At 59.7% G+C, this 16,004-nt stretch carries 16 protein-coding genes; 11 read left to right on the top strand and 5 right to left on the bottom strand.

Going from position 1 to position 16,004, the window contains the following annotated elements:
• Window positions 1-91: 91 nt before the first annotated feature.
• Window positions 92-856 (top strand): creatininase family protein, encoded by a 765-nt coding sequence (locus DX909_RS14165; protein ID WP_128545838.1) that lies wholly within the window; start codon window positions 92-94, stop codon window positions 854-856.
• 4 nt (window positions 857-860) lie between these two features.
• On the opposite strand, the gene DX909_RS14160 is transcribed toward DX909_RS14165, so the two are convergent.
• From DX909_RS14160 to DX909_RS14150, 3 genes are all read right to left on the bottom strand, one after another.
• Window positions 861-1,157: a nucleotidyltransferase domain-containing protein gene (locus tag DX909_RS14160; RefSeq protein WP_128545837.1), complete on the bottom strand. Its 297-nt coding sequence runs from the start codon at window positions 1,155-1,157 to the stop codon at window positions 861-863.
• A 3-nt stretch (window positions 1,158-1,160) separates the two neighbouring features.
• Window positions 1,161-1,589: a nucleotidyltransferase substrate binding protein gene (locus DX909_RS14155; protein ID WP_128545836.1), complete on the bottom strand. Its 429-nt coding sequence runs from the start codon at window positions 1,587-1,589 to the stop codon at window positions 1,161-1,163.
• A gap of 110 nt (window positions 1,590-1,699) precedes the next feature.
• Complete coding sequence (locus DX909_RS14150) at window positions 1,700-3,088, bottom strand: PQQ-dependent sugar dehydrogenase (RefSeq protein ID WP_229311045.1); 1,389 nt, start codon at window positions 3,086-3,088, stop codon at window positions 1,700-1,702.
• 158 nt (window positions 3,089-3,246) lie between these two features.
• On the opposite strand from DX909_RS14150, the gene DX909_RS14145 reads away from it, so the two are divergent.
• The 3 genes from DX909_RS14145 to DX909_RS14135 are packed head-to-tail and all read left to right on the top strand — an operon-like array spanning window position 3,247 to window position 7,381.
• A complete protein-coding gene (locus DX909_RS14145) occupies window positions 3,247-5,004 on the top strand; it encodes a PA14 domain-containing protein (protein ID WP_128545835.1) in 1,758 nt (585 codons plus the stop codon).
• Window positions 5,005-5,011: 7 nt separating this feature from the next.
• A complete protein-coding gene (locus DX909_RS14140) occupies window positions 5,012-5,350 on the top strand; it encodes a tRNA-binding protein (protein WP_128545834.1) in 339 nt (112 codons plus the stop codon).
• A 21-nt stretch (window positions 5,351-5,371) separates the two neighbouring features.
• The gene (locus tag DX909_RS14135) at window positions 5,372-7,381 is read left to right on the top strand and encodes a plastocyanin/azurin family copper-binding protein (RefSeq protein WP_128545833.1); all 2,010 of its coding nucleotides are present in this window, start codon (window positions 5,372-5,374) and stop codon (window positions 7,379-7,381) included.
• Between the two features lie 173 nt (window positions 7,382-7,554).
• Here the strand turns inward: DX909_RS14135 and DX909_RS14130 are convergent, their stop codons facing one another.
• Window positions 7,555-7,965: an Rrf2 family transcriptional regulator gene (locus tag DX909_RS14130; protein ID WP_128545832.1), complete on the bottom strand. Its 411-nt coding sequence runs from the start codon at window positions 7,963-7,965 to the stop codon at window positions 7,555-7,557.
• A 102-nt stretch (window positions 7,966-8,067) separates the two neighbouring features.
• On the opposite strand from DX909_RS14130, the gene DX909_RS14125 reads away from it, so the two are divergent.
• The 7 genes from DX909_RS14125 (at window position 8,068) to DX909_RS14095 (ending at window position 15,163) form a co-directional block, all read left to right on the top strand.
• Window positions 8,068-8,598: a hypothetical protein gene (locus DX909_RS14125; RefSeq protein ID WP_128545831.1), complete on the top strand. Its 531-nt coding sequence runs from the start codon at window positions 8,068-8,070 to the stop codon at window positions 8,596-8,598.
• A gap of 93 nt (window positions 8,599-8,691) precedes the next feature.
• Window positions 8,692-8,985, top strand: a complete 294-nt coding sequence (locus DX909_RS14120; RefSeq protein ID WP_128545830.1) for a hypothetical protein — start codon at window positions 8,692-8,694, stop codon at window positions 8,983-8,985.
• 32 nt (window positions 8,986-9,017) lie between these two features.
• Window positions 9,018-10,370, top strand: coding sequence for a M20/M25/M40 family metallo-hydrolase (locus tag DX909_RS14115; RefSeq protein WP_128545829.1), 1,353 nt, complete (start codon window positions 9,018-9,020; stop codon window positions 10,368-10,370).
• Between the two features lie 215 nt (window positions 10,371-10,585).
• Complete coding sequence (locus DX909_RS14110) at window positions 10,586-11,053, top strand: lipocalin family protein (RefSeq protein ID WP_128545828.1); 468 nt, start codon at window positions 10,586-10,588, stop codon at window positions 11,051-11,053.
• A gap of 305 nt (window positions 11,054-11,358) precedes the next feature.
• Complete coding sequence (locus DX909_RS14105; protein WP_128545827.1) at window positions 11,359-12,546, top strand: pyridoxal phosphate-dependent aminotransferase; 1,188 nt, start codon at window positions 11,359-11,361, stop codon at window positions 12,544-12,546.
• Window positions 12,547-12,578: 32 nt separating this feature from the next.
• The gene (locus DX909_RS14100) at window positions 12,579-14,141 is read left to right on the top strand and encodes a flavin monoamine oxidase family protein (protein ID WP_128545826.1); all 1,563 of its coding nucleotides are present in this window, start codon (window positions 12,579-12,581) and stop codon (window positions 14,139-14,141) included.
• Window positions 14,142-14,164: 23 nt separating this feature from the next.
• Window positions 14,165-15,163: a Hint domain-containing protein gene (locus DX909_RS14095; RefSeq protein WP_128545825.1), complete on the top strand. Its 999-nt coding sequence runs from the start codon at window positions 14,165-14,167 to the stop codon at window positions 15,161-15,163.
• Between the two features lie 21 nt (window positions 15,164-15,184).
• On the opposite strand, the gene DX909_RS14090 is transcribed toward DX909_RS14095, so the two are convergent.
• Complete coding sequence (locus DX909_RS14090) at window positions 15,185-15,973, bottom strand: SDR family oxidoreductase (RefSeq protein WP_128545824.1); 789 nt, start codon at window positions 15,971-15,973, stop codon at window positions 15,185-15,187.
• Window positions 15,974-16,004 lie beyond the last annotated feature (31 nt).

Raw genomic sequence — 16,004 nt, 5'->3', positions numbered from 1 at the left:
TATTACCGGTAACTCAAAAGGCGGTATTTTTACGGACCCGGCGGCCGAAGCGCCGTCCCGAACAGCAAGACCGACCCTTTAACCCGACTCCATGCGCCCTTATATTCTGGCCGAAGCCAACTGGAAACACATTCACGATCAGCCGGTTGAACTGGCGATTCTGCCCTGGGGAGCCACCGAGGCCCACAATTATCATCTGCCTTATGCCACCGACGTGATCGAGGCCGACCACATTGCCGCCGAAGCCGCCCGGCGGGCCTGGGAGCAGGGCGCCCGGGTGATGGTGCTGCCGACGATCCCGTTCGGGGTCAATACCGGCCAGACCGACATCCTGCTCGACATCAACCTGTACCCGAGTACGCAGAAGGCCATCCTGAACGACATCATCGAGGTGCTGAACCGGCAGGGCATCCGCAAGCTGCTGATCCTGAACAGCCACGGAGGCAACGATTTCAAAACCATGCTGCGGGAGCTGGGCGTCCGGTACCCGGAGATGTTTCTGAGTACCTGCTCCTGGTTCCAGACGCTCGACAAAAGCCGGTATTTCGACCAGCCCAAAGGCGACCATGCCGACGAGATGGAAACAAGCCTGCTGCTCCATCTGCGCCCGGACCTCGTGCTGCCGCTGGAGCAGGCCGGCGACGGCGCAGCTAAAACATGGAAGGTGCAGGCGCTGCGGGAAGGCTGGGCCTGGGCCGAGCGGAAATGGTCGCAGGTGACGGCCGACACCGGCATCGGCGACCCCTCGCAGGCCACCGCCGAAAAAGGCCGCCGGTATTTCGAAGACGTGACCCAAAAGCTCGGCGGTTTCTTCGTCGAACTGGCCAGGCTGGATTTGAAGGAGTTGTACGAGTAAGTGTTTAAAGAAGCGGTTGGCCTACCCGGTCAATGTGGTCTTTTAACGCCGGTTCGTCGATACGATCGTAGATGACGAGGTCAAACCGGTAGAGAAGCCAAAGGTCATCGAGTTTTAAGGAAAGCGTCCGGATATCGTCCAGGGTCAGTTGGTTGCCGATAAGAGCGATGTCGATATCCGATCCGGGCCGGAACGTTCCCTTTGCCCTTGACCCAAACAGGACGGCCTGGTGAACCCGGCTGTTAGTCGCCAGAATACCGGTGATATTGGAAAGGATTTCCGGGCTTAGACCGAACGACATGGCTTATTCGGAGTCAAGGGGAGACAATTGCCTTCCGTGCTGTTCCGCTTCCAGCCGGGCGGCCAGCTGATTCAATAAACCAACGTACTCATTTTCGATATCGGTAACGATTTCGTTGGCGGTTTCCTCGTTGTAGCTATGGCTCGTCAGATTGCGGCTTTTGTGCATTCTGGCCCAGGCCAGACCGTCGATATAACCGTCCTGGAAGGCCTGTTCGATGACCGGGCGCGGCCCGAAGAGGTCACGGTAGCCTTTGTCCTGAAGCAGATCCTGCTGGGTCTTCCAGGCCAGTTCATACGTAGATTCGAACGCCTTGATCAGGCCCTGTTCCTCAAACTCGTTCAGTTCGCCTTTTTCGATGAATCGATTGAGCTGCGAAAGGGCTTTTTTGTAATTGCCAAACCGCTGAATCCAGCGAACGTCATCGTGCATCTTCCGGAAATTGGTTTCCCAAACCTACGAATTTTCACCCCGCTTTTCCTAAGAACGCGAACGGCCCTCTCACTGGAGGGCCGTTCTGAAAACCGGTCAGGCGGTTCTGGTTATTTCTTCGCCGTGTACATCACCCGCCAGACGGTGCCTTTGACCGAGTCGGAGATGTAGAGCGAGCCGTCCGGACCCTGGGCGAGGCCCATCGGGCGGTGTTTGGCGTCGCCGGGGCTGGCCAGATCGAGCTTGCCGGCGTTCGGGCCGCTGTCGCCGGGTTTGGCGACTTCGGCAACTCCCGCGAAATTCTCCGCGAAGACTTCATATTTCCCGGACGGTTTTCCGTCTTTTCCGAACGGCACGAAGGCCACGAAATAGCCGCCCTGCTTCAGCGGAGCGCGGTTCCAGGAACCGTGGAAGCAGATGAACGCGCCGTTTTTGTAGCGGGCCGGGAACTGGCTGCCGGTGTAGAACAGCACGTCGTTGGGCGCCCAGTGGCCGGGGAAGGCCATGATGGGCTTGTCCTTGCCTTCGCAGCGCTCGATCTTTTTGCCGTCACCGCCGTACTCAGGAGCCAGCACCTTTTTGTTCTGGTTATGGTCGTTGTAGCAGTAGGGCCAGCCGAAGTCGGAGCCTTTCTTCACCATCATGAACTCTTCGGAAGGCAGCTCGGCGCTTACCTCGTTGGTGAACACACCGCCCCAGTTGTTGAGGGCGTCGCGGCCGTGCTGGAGGGCATAAAGGGTGTTGTTGGCCGTATTCCAGTCGAGGGCGACGGCGTTGCGGATGCCGGTCGCATAGCGCGAGCCGTCCTTCTGCCGCTGGTTCGGTTTGTTGGCGTCGAACTCCCAGATGCCGCCGTATTCTTCCAGCAGCGGACAGGGTTCCTGGCCCTTCGAACCCGGCTGGCGGTCTTTTTCCTGGCAGGCATTGGAGGGCGCGCCGAAGGTGACGTACAGCTTGCCGTCGGGCGAGATCGCCAGCGGCTTGGAGGCATGCTGGCGCTGGAGGGTCAGGCCGGTCACGATCGGCTCGGCTTTGGCGTCCTCGGCCACCATCCCGTTGGTCATCTTGTAGCGGTACACCGACGTGTCGGAGGAGGCATACAGATAACCGTTGTAGATCGCCAGGCCGGTGCCGCCGTAGTTGCCGAACATTGTGGTTTTATCGGCTTTGCCGTCGCCGTTGCCGTCCTGCAGCCCGACGATGCCCTTGCCTTCCTTCAGCCGGTTCAGTTTGACGAAGATCGTGCCCTGCGGGTCGACGGCGATATGGCGGGCGCTGCCGAGGTTGTCGGCCACGGTGAGCGCCCCGAAGCCGCTCATCAGTTTCAGGCCGCCGTTGTCGGGATCGGGAGCGGGGAGCGCCGGGCGGGCCGGTGTTTTCGAAAGGGCGGTTTTGTCTTTCGGACCTTCATTTTTTCCCGTAAAGGACATCAGTACGGCGGTCAGGGCCACCCCGGCGAGCAGGCTCGGGCCGGTGCCGGAACGAAATGGGTTTTTCATTGGAGTGTAAAGTTAAGGCCCATGGAAACAGGGAAAACAGGTTAATTCCGGTTTGCAAGTTAGTAGTTTTGGAATTTTGGTATTCAGGCCGGCGGACTTTTGAAACCGAAACCCGATTTATTGTTAACTTTGAAATCCTGAAACCTTATTTATATTCAATGAATCCCTTTCTCCGACGGTTCGGTTACGGAACTGCCCTGCTGCTGATGGCGGCCGCAGTCCCGGTCCGGGCACAATCCGTTGACGAATCCTTGACGCTTCTTCCCGCCGACAAGCTCTCCGGTCTGCCTTCCAGCTGGAAGCAGGCGGCCTCCGTGCAGGTCAACCCGTTTCGTCCGGAGGTGAAAACCAAGGCCGGCAACGGCGTGCTGGTGGGTTCGCCCGGCCAGCCCCTAACGCTCCTGACCAATGCCGCCGACGTTCGCGTGGTCATGGACGTGCTGCTGTCACCCGGTGCCGATGCGACGCTCTCCTTCGGCCCGGCCGGCATCCGTCTGACCGACAGCTGGGGACAGCCGACCCTGAACGGTTCCACCTTCGGCAGTGTGGAGGCCAGTCCGGCCCTGCTGCCGCTTCAGAACGCGGCCGAAGCCCCCGGTTTGTGGCAGCGTCTGGAGGTGTCGGTGCAGTCGGGCAAAGGACCGGCGACGCTGACCCGGATGACGCTCAACAACAGTCTCCTGCATGAGAACCTGGTGCTGCCCCGCTCGGGAACCGGCGCACCCGGCACGGTGGCGTTGAACGTGAAAAACGGCACGGTGGCCGTTCGGAACATCGCCTATCAGCTCATTAAGGACCGCCCGGTGGCGCGGCTGGCCAACCTCAGGTATAAATTCTACGAAGCCAAAACCGAGACCACTTCCCCGGCCGCTCTGTCCAACCTGAAGCTGGTGAAGGAAGATACCACCTCCGCCCTGACCTACGAAGTGGCTTACGGCCAGCCGCGCTGGCACGCCATCGTCTATACCGGCGACCTGATCGTCGACGAGGCCGGGACCTATACCGTCGCCCTGCAGAACGGCGGCTATGCCGGGTTGCAGATCGACGGCCGGGACGCCATCCCGAACACTTATCAGGGCCTCGGCTCGATGAATGCCGCCAAGGTCAATCTGACGGCGGGCCGGCATCCGTTCACCCTGTTCTACGGCCGTTCGTGGCCCCGGCCGGGTTTCGGGATGTTCATTTCTGCGCCCGACACCAAGTTCCAGGCGCTGCACGCCCGGGCCTCACTGCCCGAGCCGGACCCCGTCGGGCAGATTGCCGTCGAACCCGGCACCAAACCGTCCGTGATCCGGTCGTTCGTGAATTTTAACGGGAAGAAGAAAACCCACTGTCTGTCGGTGGGCGGCCCCGGCGGCCTGAACTATACCGTCGATCTGAACCAGGGTGCCCTGCTCCAGGTCTGGCGCGGCCCGTTCGCCGACGTCACCGAGATGTGGTACGAACGCGGGGAGCCGCAGCTGCTCAAGCCGCTGGGCGCTCCGGCCGTCCTGTCGGCCCAGAACCCGCTGGCCCTGCTGGCGAACCCGACCCAGTTCTGGCCCGACAGCCTGTCCGACCGGGAGCTGACCTACAAAGGGCTGCGGATGAATGCCCAGGGCTTCCCGATTACGCAATACCGCTTTCAGCAGATGGACGTTACGGACGCGATTCTGCCCGACGCCGACGGAAAGGCCCTCACCCGGACGCTGACGCTGACCGGCCCCGACACCGGCTCGCTCTACTGCCGCCTGGGTTCGGGCCAGTCGATCGAGGAGGTGGCGAAGGGGCTGTACGTCGTCGACGGACGGTATTATGTACGGCTCGATCCGAAAACGAAAGCGACCGTGCGGCCCAGTGGCGGGCGTCAGGAACTGATCCTGCCTGTCGGCCTGAAAAACGGAGCGGCCACCATTCAGTATGCCCTACTCTGGTAATCCGGACATGGAAAATAACCTGACCTGGGAGGAGTTTGAAAACGTGGAGATGGTGACCGGCACCATCCTCGCCGTCGATCCCTTCCCGCAGGCCCGCAAACCGGCCTATCAACTGACCATCGATTTCGGATCGAAGGGCATCCGGCGGTCGTCGGCCCAGTTGACGAAACTGTACCGGCCCGATGACCTGGTCGGGATGCAGATCGTGGCGGTCATTAACTTCCCTCCCAAACAGATCGCGACGTTCCGCAGCGAATGTCTGGTCCTGGGAGCGGTAGGCGCGGAGGGAGAAGTCACCCTGCTGCAGACCGAACGAAAAACTGAAAACGGTTTGAGAATAGCGTAAATAGCGAAGCCATCAGACATCATGAAAAAAATTATCGGCCTTTTCCTTTCAACCTTTCTTCTTGCTGCGGGCGTGTCGGCACAGACCGGCCGGCCCATGACGGAAGATGATTATTACCGGCTTATCACCCTTCCCATTCCGGAAGGCGTCCTGCTGGAAGTGGGCGGGATGACGGTCATCCCCGACGGCCGGCTGGGTGTTTCGACCCGCCGGGGTGAGGTGTGGCTCATCAGCAACCCCTATATGCAGGGCAGCCGCCAGCCGCAGTTCCGGCGGTTTGGCTACGGCCTCCACGAGCCGCTGGGGCTTACCTACCACAAAGGCGCCTTTTACGCCACCCAGCGGGGCGAAATCACGAAGATGATCGACACCGACGGCGACGGTGAAGCGAACGAGTATCAGTCGATCGTGAAGTGGCCGCTGTCGGGCAACTACCACGAATATTCCTACGGGCCGCTGTTCCTGCCCGACGGCGATATGCTCATTACGCTCAACCTCGACTGGATCGGTTTCGGGGCCTCTCTGGCGAAATGGCGGGGCTGGATGCTGAAGGTGAACGAGAAGGGCGAATTGAAGCCCTGGGCCACCGGCCTGCGCTCCCCGGCCGGTTTCACCATGCTCCGCGACGGGAGCATCTTCTACGCCGAAAACCAGGGCGACTGGGTCGGCTCCGGCCGGATGACCCACCTCGAACGGGGCGATTTCGCCGGCAACCCGGCCGGTCTGCGCTGGTCGTCGGAGCCGGGTTCTCCCCTGAAACTGAAGCCGGAAGACGTGCCCAGCACCGGAAAGCCGATGCATGAGGTGGCGAAAACCGTTCCGAACCTGAAGGTGCCGGCCGTGTGGTTCCCGCACACGCTTATGGGCATTTCGACCTCCGATATTCTGGAAGATACGACGTCCAGCCGTTTCGGACCGTTCGAGGGGCAGCTGTTCGTCGGCGATCAGGGGCACAGCAAGGTGATGCGCGTGTTCCTGGAAAAAGTGAACGGCAAGTATCAGGGCGCCTGTTTCCCCTTCCGTTCCGGCTTCCAGTCCGGTATTCTGCGGATGGCCTGGGGCCTCGACGGCTCGATGTTCGTCGGACAGACGAGCCGGGGCTGGTCCGCCACCGGAAAAGATCCTTACGGTGTTCAGCGGCTGGTCTGGACCGGTCAGATGCCGTTCGAGATGAAGTCCATCCGGTCGATGCCCGACGGCTTCGAGGTGGAGTTTACGCTGCCCGCCGACCGGAAAACCGCCGAGAATCCGGAGTCTTACAGCCTGAACAGCTTCACCTATAAATACCACAAGACCTACGGCAGCCCCGTCGAAGATGCCCGGCCGGTGCCGATCCGGGGCGTGGTGGTGTCGGACAACGGTCTGAAAGCCCGCATCGTGGTCGATACGACGCTCCGCGAGGGGTACATTCATGAGGTAAAAGCGGAAGGCGTCAAATCGACGACCGGCCTGTCGCTGCTGCACAATACCGGTTATTACACCCTGAACGCCATTGCGCCCGGCACGCGCCTGACCATTGCCGCACCGGCCAAACATAATCATGCCGACATGGCGGCCACGGCCTCGACCAAAAACACGCCGGCTCCGTCTGCCGGAAAAGGCAAACCGGCGGTGAGTGCCAAACGCATCACCGAACAGCCTGCCGACTGGACCGGAGGCCCGGATCAGGTCATCACGATCAGCACCCAGCCGGGGCTGAAATTCGATCAGACGCAGGTGCAGGTGAAAGCCGGAAGCCGCATCAAATGGGTGTTCAACAACGTCGACGATATGCTGCATAACTGCGTGATCGTGAAGCCCGGAACCGCCAATCCTGTCGGGGATGCGGCCCTGAAGCTGAACCTGAACGGCTCGAAGATGCAGTATGTGCCGGTGACGCCGAACGTGCTTTACCACACGAACCTGCTTCAGCCGGAGAGTTCGGAAGCCATCTACTTCGTGGCCCCGGCTACCCCCGGCGACTACCAGTACGTCTGCACGTTCCCCGGCCACCACACGCTGATGCAGGGTACGCTGAAGGTGGTGAAATAAAACCACCCCCGGCCGGAGCGCCGGTCCGACCCCTCCTTGGTAAGGAGGGGGTAATTCTTGTCATCCCGAGGAACGAGGGATCTGGTGCCTGGGCGCTTCAGGGAATGAGAAATTCAGCCGCAGGATCCCTCCTGCGTCGGGATGACAAAGCGGACTGCCCCGGTCGGGGGTGGTCACTCAAACCGGCGGCTGAAGTCGGCCAGGGTCACCGAGCCCAGGTTTCGCAGAAGGGCTTCTTCGGCATCCTGATAGAGCCGGTCCAGGTGTTCGTTGATTCGGCGGCCGACCGGGCAGGCGGGGTTCGGGAGGTTCTTCTGTTGGCCCAGCAGCGGGTTTTGCCGGACGGCCTGATACACCGACGAGAGCAGAATCCGATCGGCGGGCCGGGCCAGCATGCTGCCTCCGCTTTTGCCTTCCTTGCTGACGATCAGGCCGTGTTTCCGCAGGTTGATGAGTTCTTTCCGAACCAGCACCGGGTTGATGTTGACGCTTCCGGCAATGTATTCGGACGATAATAGGTCGTTTCCGGCTCTGGCCAGCAGGGTGAGAATATGGATCGAAATGGAAAATCGCCCGTTGTTCATTCGATAACGTTGATTAAAGCAGTACGAAGGCCCGGTCCCTTTCCTCCGATAAGAGGATTTGTCGACGGAATTTTTAAGTTTGTACTGACCGCAAACTTATCTATGAAATTTTTATATATCCTTTTTTTGGTGGCAGGTTTTACCGGTACCGGTTTTGGACAGCGGCCCGCCGACTCTACGTTCTTCCAGCCCCGCCCGGGCATTCCGGCCCACCTGAAGCCCATCGAACGGACCATAGGGCCGGTGTATTACTACGGAGGCAAGCGGCTGCGTTCGCCGTATTCCCTGGAAATACCGTTCAATGAGCTGGATGACCCGGAGGTCAACCGCAAATTTCGGGCCTATCGGACGCTGGTTACGGCCGGTCAGCTCGTCACGCTGGTGCCTCTGGCCTATATCCTGACCCGACCGAAGGGCGGTTACGTCCGGCCACGGGGCTACTGGGCGGTTTATGTAGGTTCCATCGTCGCTACGCTGGGTTTTACGATTATCGGGAACACAAAGGTACGCCAGGCGGTTACACGCTATAACAAGGTACTGGCCGACGCGCGCTTCGGCTTTTCCGTCGAGCCGCTGCCAGGCAGTGGTCATGCCGCTCTGGGCGTAGGGCTGACGGCCCGGCCCCGGTGGTAACCGGCCCGGTGTCGCTGCCGGTCGGGGTCCGCTTTCTTTCAAACCGACAACCAACGCACAGGAGGGGCCGATCACCCATCGGCCGAACGGAAGATGAACGATACCGAACCGATGGAGGAACGCCCGGAACGGCTCTTTCGGACACTGTATTCCGAAGAGGAGGCCCGCCAGTTTGCCCGGCCCGAGGTGTTCCGGCTGCCTACGCACCGGATCGCGATCTGGTCGGCGGGGGTGTCCCTGCTCGTCGCCTGTGCGCTGGTGGTTTCGTGGGCCGTGGAGCGGGGCCGTCCGCAGCCCGGTTCGAAAGCCGACAGCCGATCCACCAAAAAGGCCTCTATTCTTCCGGCTAAACGGGTTAAAAACAGTTCCGCAACGTACCGGCGCTGAGTTCTTCCATTCCTGATTTTTACTTTTTCCGCATGAAAAAAGCGCTACTTCTGACGAATTGTTGCCTGCTTTCTTTTGCCCTTTCCGCCCAGACCGTCGTCAACCGCGACCCGTTCATCACCCAGATGGTCGGTGAGGTGTCGGGCGACAGCCTGCGCGCGCACATTGAAAAACTGGTCAGCTTCGGCACCCGGCATACCCTCAGCAGCACTACCGACCCCCGGCGCGGCATCGGCGCGGCCCGGCGGTGGATTCTGAGCAAGTTCCAGCAGTATGCGAAACAGTCGAACGGACGGTTGACGGCCCAGATCGACTCCTGGACGCTCCAGCCCGACGGCCGGCGCATCGACAAGCCGGTGGAGATGGGCAACGTCATGGCGACGCTGAAGGGCACCGACCCGAACGATAACCGTATTTTTCTGGTCAGCGGACACCTCGACAGCCGGGTTACCGACGTCATGAACCGCACTGCCGACGCGCCGGGGGCCAACGACGACGGCTCCGGGACGGCCGCCGTGATCGAACTCTGCCGGGTCATGAGCAAACGCGGTTTTCCGGCCACCATCCTCTTTCTGACCGTCAGCGGAGAGGAACAGGGCCTGCTGGGCGCCGAGCATCTGGCCGAACGCGCCCGAAAGGAAAACTGGAACCTGGAAGCCCTGCTCAACAACGACATCATGGGCTCGAACCACAGCCACGACACCCGCGTCATCGACAACACCCGCGTCCGGGTATTCAGCGAGGGGCTGCCCGGTTACCAGACCGACTCGGTGGCGGCCTACATCCGGCAGTACGGGCTGGAAAACGACGGGAAATCCCGCCAGCTGGCCCGGTATACGAAAGAGGTCGGCGAGCGGTATGTCGATCAGCTCGAAGTGGTGATGGTCTACCGCAATGACCGGTTTCTGCGCGGGGGCGACCATACGCCGTTTGTTACCCGCGGTTTTCCGGCCGTCCGGATCACCGAAATGAACGAGAATTTTCAGCACCAGCATCAGGACCTGCGCACGCAGGAGGGCGTCGAATACGGCGACTACCTGAAGTTCATGGATTTCGACTACCTCCGGAAGAATACGGCAATGAACCTGGCCGTGCTGGCCAACCTGGCGAAGGCGCCGGCCATGCCCCAGAACGTGACGGTGGAAGCCCGCAACCTGACCAACACCACCAGCCTGTTCTGGCAGGCCCCGAAAAGCGGGCGGGTGAAGGGCTATTACGTGCTGATGCGGGAAACCCACTGGCCGTTCTGGCAGAAAAAATTTTTCACCGATAAAAACGGGCTGACCCTGCCGTACTCGAAGGATCACTATTTCTTTGCGGTTCAGGCGGTTAGTGAAGACGGGAACGAGAGTCTGCCGGTGCTTCCGCGCCCAAGCCTGCGGTGAGGGAACGGAGCCGGTAACGAAGGTTTTGGGATGGATTTCACCGGGAACGCAACGAAGTTACCGTGAAAGCCGTATAGGAGATGATTTGCCTTGCTTTTTAACTTTAAGTTATCATTCAGGCCAAATTTTTTGTAGCTTACGTCGCAGGGGCGCGGAATGACCTTTTCATCCGATCCATTCACACAAAATAATTTACGTCAAAACAAAATCGAGTTATGAAACGATTGCTGTACCTGTTCAGCCTTGTGGTGTTGACGGCTGGGCTGAATTCCTGTAAGAAAGATAGCGACCCGCAGCCCGATCCGGTGGTGGGTTCCTGGAAGTTGGATAGAATCCGTACGGCCGGCTTCTCGGGCGCTTTCGCTTCCTTTAACGGTGATAACGATCCGGCCCTTTTCGACTATCAGGATAGCTTTACGGTCAAAACCGATAAAACGTTCGCCGGAACGGTCCGTACCAGCGGCCGCGTGGTCGACTATAACGGAAACTGGGAATTTTCAGGTACCCAGCTTTCTCTGAAAAATGACCAGGGCGCCGAAGACCGGTATACGCTGGATGCGACCAAAACCCCGGCGCAGCTGCTCTCCGAAACCATCGCCACCAGCGATTCGCTGCGAAATCCGACGACGAATAAGATAGAAGTGGTCAACTACAGCCTGCAACTGGTTTATACCAAGCAGTAAACTTCCGATATACTTTCTTTTCATGAAGCTCCGCAGGCCAGACCTGCGGAGCTTTTTTCATGAATTTCCGGCTGGGCCGGCCGTTGGCTTTTGGGGTAAGTTAACGATGAGTTTAAAGAATTTTTGAAAAAAAGGTTTACATTTCAAGACGTTTCCGTGAAAAAACCATCTCGTAGTAAAAAACTGCTTCCTATGGAGAAGCCTTTTTTAAATTTTGTCTAATATTGAAAATACGAAATTGGATTTGGTTTTATTCGGAAATAATAAAATCGAAACGTAGATTAGTACAAAAATCATCAACCACTATGGACTACTCCTGTAGCCGCCGGGACCTGCTCCGTTCCGGCGCCCTCCTGACCGCCGGGCTGACGATGAGTCGGTCGGGTTTCGGTCTGGGAAACTGGAATCCGACCGTCGCCAATGCCCGTCATGAGCAGGCGCTGGTCGACGAGTTTGCCCGCCTGGGCGAAGACCTGCCTGCCGTCAAAGCCCGCATCGCCTTCAACGAGAATCCGCACGGGCTTTCCCCGAAGGCGAAGGAAGCCCTGATCAAAGCCGCCGAAACCGGAAACCGCTACGCCATGTTCGAAGGACGGGAACTGAAACGGCTCATCGGTAGCCGGGAAGGCGTCAAGCCGGAGAACATCATGCTCTCGGCCGGGTCATCGGAACTGCTGACGGCCATGGCGGTTCTGTTTACCGGGAGTGCAGCCAAAGGGGGAGGAGGAACCATCCTGACCAGCCAGTTCACCTACGACGATTTTCTCGGCTGCGCCAGAGACTTCGGGGCGAAGATCGACGCCGTTCCGCTGACCAAAGAATACCGCTACGACCTGGCCGCCATGAAGGCCCGGATCAACGCCGATACCCGCCTGATCTACATCTGTAACCCCAACAACCCGACCGGGACCATCGTCCCGGCCGACGAGCTGACGGCCTTCTGCCGGGAGGTGTCGCCGAAAGTGCCGGTATTTGTGGATGAAGCGTATATCGACTTCCTGAAACCGGAGGAGCGCGCAGCCCTGCCGAAGCTGGTGGCCGAGGGGCACAACCTGTTCCTGACGCGCACGTTCTCCAAGATTCACGGTTTTGCCGGGCTGCGGCTCGGCTACGCCATCGCGCCTGAAGGTTTTCTGGAAGAACTGCAAAAGTATTCCCGGGGCGAGTGGAACCCCAGCGTGACGACCCTCAAGGCCGGTATGGCGAGCTATCAGGACGAGGAGTGGCAGAACTTCTGCCGGACCGAAAACGCCCGGGGCCGTGACATTTTGTATAAAGGACTGAAAGAGAAGGGCTACGAATACGTGCCTTCCTACGCCAACTTTGTGCTGTTCCCGATTCGGATGAAAACCCGCTCGTTCGAACAGCAGATGTTCAAAAACGGCATCATGACCTCGACCCGCGAACACAACGCCCAGCCCTATTGCCGGGTGAGCATCGGCACTGCCGACGAAATGGGAATGTTCCTCGACGTCTTCAAAAAAATTGCCTGACCTCGTGCGACAGTCGCCGGCCCTTTTTGAAGATGACCCGACGTAATTTCATCGAATCGACCGGAGCGAGTTATGCCGCTCTGATGGCCTGGGGGCTGTTGCGGCCGGCACCCGCCGGGGCTTTCAACCTTCCAGCCAACGGCACCAGAGACGGCAAGGCCCGTAAAGTGATCATTCTGGGAGCCGGTCTGGCCGGCCTCACCACGGCCTATGAACTCGGCAAACTGGGCTATGACTGCACCGTGCTGGAAGCGCGAAGCCGCTCCGGCGGCCGGGTCTGGACGGTACGGGGCGGCACAAAGGAAACCGAACTGGGCGGAAGCGGGCAGGTCTGCCGGTTCGGCGAAGGGCTTTATTTCAACGGCGGGGCCGCCCGGATTCCGCACAACCACGAGCTGACGCTGCACTACTGCCGCGAACTGGGCGTGCCGCTCGAAATCTTCAACGGCGCCAACGAAGCGGCTTTTCTGTACAACGACGGAGGCACCGGCCCGCTCGCTAACCGCCGGATGCGAATCAGCGAATACCACAACGACCTGCGGGGGTATACCAGCGAACTGCTCGCTAAGGCACTGGATCAATCGGCGCTGGATCAGCAGCTTACCAGGGAGGACGTCGAGAAACTGATCGACTTTCTGAAAAACGAGGGCGACCTCAATACCGGCCGGCTCTATAAGGGAACCAGCCGCCGGGGGTACAAAACCGCTCCCGGAGCCGGTGCCGTCCCGGGCGAACTGAACGACCCCTACGGCCTGACGGACCTGCTCCGCTCAGGCTTCATGCAGCCGGTGTTCCATAACGTGGGCGACTACACCTACGAACAGCAGGCCACGCTGCTGCAGCCGGTCGGCGGGATGGACGCCATTCCGAAAGCCTTCGAGAAGAAACTGGCGGGCAAAATCCTGTTCAACGCCCCCGTGAAAGAACTTCGGAAAACCGAAACGGGCGTTCGGGTGGTGTATCGGAAAGACGGCAAAACCGTCGAAACGACGGCCGAATTCTGCGTATGTACGTTACCGTTACCCATTCTGAAAAAGCTGGAATCCGACCTTTCGCCTATGGTCAGGCGAGCCGCCGACTTTATTCCCTACATGAAAACCGGCAAGATCGGCCTGCAATTCAAACGGCGGTTCTGGGAGGAGGACGACCATATTTACGGCGGTATTTCGCGCACGAACATGGACATCAACCAGATCTGGTATCCATCCTTTGGGTTTATGGGCAAAAAAGGCGTCCTGATTGGGTATTATAACTTCTACAGCCGGGCCGAGGCCGTGGGCGAGCTACCGCCGGCCGGCCGCGAAAAGCTGGCGCTGGAGCAGGGGGGCAAAATCCACCCGCAGTATGGGCAGGAGTTCGACAACGCGTTCTCGCTGGCCTGGCACAAGATACCGCACAACGAGGGCGGCTGGGCGCTGTACGACGAACCTGTCCGCCGGAAATACTACCCCGCGCTGCTCGAACCGGACGGTAACATTTACTTTGCCGGTGAACACACGACCTACCTGACGGCCTGGATGGCCGGGGCCTTCCACTCCGCCCGTCGCACGGTGGAAGCCATTCATTCGAGGGTAGGAGAGTACACGAAAAAATAATCCTTATCAAACGCACAACAGGAATGAAGACCAACCTTGTTCGAATCGGTTTCGTGGCCGGATGCCTGCTGGCCGTCTGTCTTTTTCCCCGGCTTCTTTTCGGCCAGACGGCGACGGCCGGCATGAGCGTCGACCAGCTGAAAGCCGTCAGGGAGATCAAAGTTGCCAATCTGGAGAAAGATACCTATTTTAAATCAGGCGATTTCATCCTGGACCGCTACGAGGAACGGCCGGCCTACGTGTTCAACTACAGCGACGGAATCCAGCGGAAGATTTATCTCTACAAGGTCTACAACGCCGGGGATACGAAAGAACTGGGCCTGCTGGCGATCTATCTGAACGGCAAAACCAACGAGACGAAATCGTTCGTCATTCCCGGTGCCTCCGCCGACCGGAAAGCCTGGGACGCCTACATCGACGATCTGAAAAACGTGGGTGAAAAGGAACCCGGCCTGATGTCGACGCTCAGCTTCGTGATCTCCCGCGAAATGGCGCTGCTGATGGGGGGCGGCCCCAAAAGCGAAGGCGGCGACAAAAAGAAAGAGGAATATAACTTCTGCTTCCCCGCCGACGCCCCGGTTACGCTGGCTGACCGCCGGACGAAAGCCATCAGCGAAGTCCGACCGGGCGACGAAGTAATGGCCTACGATGCCGCCACCCGGATGCTCGTGCCGGCCGGCGTGAAGCAGGTGCAGGTGCATGAGGGCGGAACGGTCGCCGTCAGCGGGGTCTGGCTTCGTCCGGTGGAAGAAGTATCCGCCGGCCGCGCGGCTTTCCTGACGGCCCCGGTGCTGCTCGAAGCCACCCCCAACCACCCGGTTCAGACCGCCGGCGGTTCGAAGAAGCTGGGTGACCTGCGGCCGGGCGACGTTCTCTACCGTTTCGACGGGGCTGCCCGGAGCGTCACAACCTGGAAAGTCGATGGGGTGCAGGCTGCCGTCCGAACGGTCGATAAAGTCTACAACCTCGTCACCGACCGCGGTAGCTTTCTTATTAACGAGGTCGTCGTGCTGGATAAGTAAGCGGGGGGTGGTCCCGCTGCCTCACATCCCCCAGGCCAGCATACCGCCGTCGACGGCCAGTGACTGAGCGGTGATGTAACCGGCCGCGGGCATACAGAGGAAGGCGACGGTGGCCGCGATTTCCTCCGGTTGGCCGGTCCGGCCCATCGGCGTGCGGCCCAGGATGGCGGCCCGTTTTTCCGGATTGTTCAATACCGGTTCGGCCAGCGGGGTGTGTACGTACCAGGGCGCCACGGCGTTGACCCGGATACCATCCGGAGCCCATTCGACACCGAGGTTTTTGGCAAGCTGGTGAAGCGCGGCTTTCGTCATGCCGTAGATTGAACCGCTGCTGGTGTGGGTGAAACCCGATACCGACGACACGAATACGATGGCTGCTTTCCCCGGTTGCTGCCCCCCCGACGTCTTAAGCAGGGGATAGGCCGCCCGGCAGAGTTCGTATCCCGACTTCAGGTTGGTATTCAACAGGAAATCGAATTCGTCGGTGCTGTACTCGACCGTCGGCTTGCGGATGTTCGTTCCGGCGTTGCTGACGAGCAGGTCCAGGCTGCCCCAGCGGGCGGTTACTTCCTCCATGATCCGGGCCGCAGCCCCCGGCCGTCCGACGTCTTCGGCCAGCCCCTCCACGGCAAAACCGCCCTGCCGGTAATTTTCCAGCTTCTCTTGCAGCAGCGCGTTGTCCCGGGCCACGAGAAATACCTCGGCGCCCAGGCTAAGTAATTGATCGACAATGGCTTCGCCGATGCCTTTCGTGGCGCCGGTGACCAGTGCGCGGTAGCCCGTGAGCTGCCACAGGGGTAGATTTAACATATTGTTCCTTTATCTATACGGATTCAGCCAT

It is taken from the genome of Larkinella soli, assembly GCF_003703975.1.
GTDB classification, from domain to species: domain Bacteria; phylum Bacteroidota; class Bacteroidia; order Cytophagales; family Spirosomataceae; genus Larkinella; species Larkinella soli.
The sequence above is the reverse complement of the archived record's forward strand: the minus strand, read 5'-3'. Positions and strand labels throughout refer to the sequence as shown.